Source organism: Helicobacter equorum, assembly GCF_900198655.1.
Taxonomy (GTDB): Bacteria; Campylobacterota; Campylobacteria; order Campylobacterales; family Helicobacteraceae; genus Helicobacter_F; species Helicobacter_F equorum.
Genome location: NZ_FZPO01000043.1, coordinates 1 through 3,001 on the forward strand (window position 1 = coordinate 1; position 3,001 = coordinate 3,001).

Consider the following 3,001-nt stretch of genomic DNA (forward strand, 5'->3'; position numbering starts at 1 on the left):
TTGTTCAAACTCATCAAAGACATTTTTTAGCTCCTCTTGTCCCTTATGTTGTTTTGATTGTTCTTTTATGATAGAATTAGAACTATCAATCGTGTTGGCGGAATATCGCGAAGTCTGTAAAAGCGTTTGCAAGATAGAATTGGCGTTTGGCGATTGATAGATTATTTCTCCTCCATTCTTTAGCTTATTTTGTAGGTTATTTGTTTCTTTGAATCCATTTGATATACTTACCAAATACTCACCATTATCAAAGCTGACATTAACAAAATAATCATCATCTTTTAAATGTTTAAGTAATAAATAATCCCCCACCTTATCCCTAATTATCGCCTCTGGGTTATCTAGCACTTCTTTTATCTGTGGTATATACTGCTCTCTACCTTGTGAGACAAGCTTTAGCAAACTTCCCTTTTGTAGTTTTATTTCTTTACCACCTAGAGCTTGTTGTATCTCTTGTGAGTGTTTTGGGATATAGCTTTGTTCTAGGTTTTGTAATCCAAAGGTTTGTAGCCATTGTTTTTGTGTGTCTTTGCTTAGTGTATGTTCTTTGCCTTTGGTGTCGATAAACTTTATATCTTGTGTTTGCAATCGTTGTGTTTTTATGGTAGAATTATTTAAGTCGTTAGAGTGTAGATTAGTCCCATCACTCTTAGTAATCTCATTACTTGGTAGGACATCTGAATGAGGCGACTTTCTATCTACTTTATAAGCTGTAATAATCCATTCATTATCACCTTGTTTATCCCAACCTTTAGATAAGCCTACGCGATAGATGTTGTTGTCTTTAGTATAAATAATCGTATTCACACCATTTTCACTAACAACTTTTCCATTCTCTACAATCTCACTTAATCCATTAGCTAACTTAGCTTGTTGTGTCTCTCCTGCAAAATCATTAAAATCATCTATGTGTTTATCGATTATCTTTTGGAGTCCCATTTTAGAATCCCCCCAAACGACATCAATATCCCCTAAGCCCTCTTTATAAAACGCCCCTGCGACTTGTCCCTTATATGCCCCTTGCTCTCGCTCTTTTTGGCTTAAGCTTCCTGCCTTTTTTCTCGCTTCATAGTCTTTAGACTCTGCTAAAATCTTACCTATCGCACCTGTGCCATCTTTATAAAACTCTGCATAATTTGTGCCAAACTCTTTAATCGGGGTGATGTTTAAATGTCTTTGTATCTTTTGTCTTTTGTTTTCTAAGAATTGTTTTTGTTTTCTGCTATTGCCTACAATCTGCTTATCTGTTAAAATAGAATCTTTAAAGTCAAGCATATTAAAGCTTTTTTGGGTTTGAGAAAGTTCTTGTGCTAATTCTTGGGCAAATGTTTTTATTGCATCATCACTAAATTTTTCATTCTCTTTGCTATATCTTGCAAAATGTATCGCTATTTCATCAAGCTCTTTTTCACTTAGCTGTGTGTGCCTTTGTGTAGCTTCTTTAAACTCGCTAGATTCTATAATTTCATTGTAGCGATTATTTAAAGCAATAGCTTTATCTCTCTCATAAGATAAAAAGAAACGATCGGCAAACTCATCCACCCTATCTATCTTTTTTGTGTTTTCTAAAGATTGTAAATCTTGTAAAGCTTGAGTTGCTTTTTGTTCAAATTCTCTATGAATTTCATTTGATTTTCTCATAAACAAAGAATTGTTTTTTGCTTGTAAGTCTTTAATCTTTTCTTGTTGTTTAGCTTCACTTAGCTTTTTGTTTGCTTTGATTTGTGCGACTTTTTGATTGTAATCAGCTAAAAGCTCTGATCTTAGCTGTGTAATAGCTTCTTTTTCCTCTTGTGCTAGGCGTGCTTTTATTTGTTCCCTTGTTTGTGGTGCTTGTGTTTGTGCTTCTTGCACTGGTTGTTTTGGCGCGGCTGGGTCTTGGGCGGTAAAAAGGTTTGGCTCTTGGCTTTGCTCGCTCGCTTTTGTGGCTTGTTTTGGTGTGGGTGTTGTAAAAGGGTTTGGCTCTTGTGCTTTAGGTTCAGTATGTAGGTTCTCTTTGCTTACTAAGAGTTGTTGTGGTTCTTTTGTTTGTGTGCTTTGATTATTAAAAGCATTATATGCTCTCTCTTTATTTCTTAACTCTGGGAGTAAGTCTATAACTTTGCTTGTATTAGCACTTGCCTCGCCTTTAGTGATGAGATTTTCTATAAAATCATAAATATCTGCTTGGCTTAGTGGTTTGCCCTCTTTGAAAAATGTCGGTGTTATTAATTCCTCTAAGTCGCTCTTAGTATCTTGCATTCTTTTTTAGCCCACTATTACAAGCTTTTCAATAAATTGTATTGCTTTGAGATAATCTTTTTTACACCATCTTCTTCTTTGCAATACATATCCCCAAGAGCCATGCATCCATACATTTTGTCACACTCACAAGCTTTTTATAGTCTTTTTGCATATAGGCTTTCAAAGCCTCTTTAGAATCTATATGTATTTCACTAAGTGCCATATGCAACGTTTAACCCCAAGATGACAAGTTTTTCATCTGTATTTCTTTGTAAATCAAAGATATAGAGATTGTCTTAAAACAATTACAAAAGAAAGTCTTTTATGATGTATGCAGATATCGCAATAGCTCGTAATAATTTTGGTGCTTTTTGTAAAAGTAAACCGAAAGGATAAGAGAGAATCTAACTAGAATAGAAACTATAGCAGGTATCGCAAGAAGCTTGCAATACCTGTTTTATGGTATTAATGGTGTTCAAGGTAAGCGATAGCTTGGAGTGCGGCGGTAGCACCATCACCAGCGGCACATACGACTTGTTTTGGGGCTTGTACACGCACATCACCAGCAGCAAAAAGCCCGGGGACACTAGTTTTCATAGATAGATCTACTTTTATGCTATTCCACTCATCACATTCACAAAGCATACTGCCATCAGGTTGTTTGAGAATCTGTGTATTTACATCATAACCCACAAATACAAAAACACCAAATACTGCCAAATCTTGCACAGCTCCGCTTTGGATATTTTTGATTGTTGCACCCGTTACACCGCTATTA

Annotated in this window: 3 protein-coding genes; all 3 read right to left on the reverse strand. The window is 35.5% G+C overall.

The genetic code is table 11. The features are described from left to right. On the reverse strand, positions 1-2,241 hold a 2,241-nt coding region (locus tag C6H22_RS06555), incomplete at its 3' end, for a putative barnase/colicin E5 family endoribonuclease (protein ID WP_267892032.1). A gap of 61 nt (positions 2,242-2,302) precedes the next feature. Continuing rightward, on the reverse strand, positions 2,303-2,446 hold the full coding sequence (locus C6H22_RS08675) for a hypothetical protein (RefSeq protein WP_158654654.1): 144 nt from the start codon (positions 2,444-2,446) through the stop codon (positions 2,303-2,305). 242 nt (positions 2,447-2,688) lie between these two features. Further along, positions 2,689-3,001 (reverse strand): NAD(P)/FAD-dependent oxidoreductase (locus C6H22_RS06560; protein ID WP_158654655.1); only part of this gene is annotated, 313 nt, incomplete at its 5' end.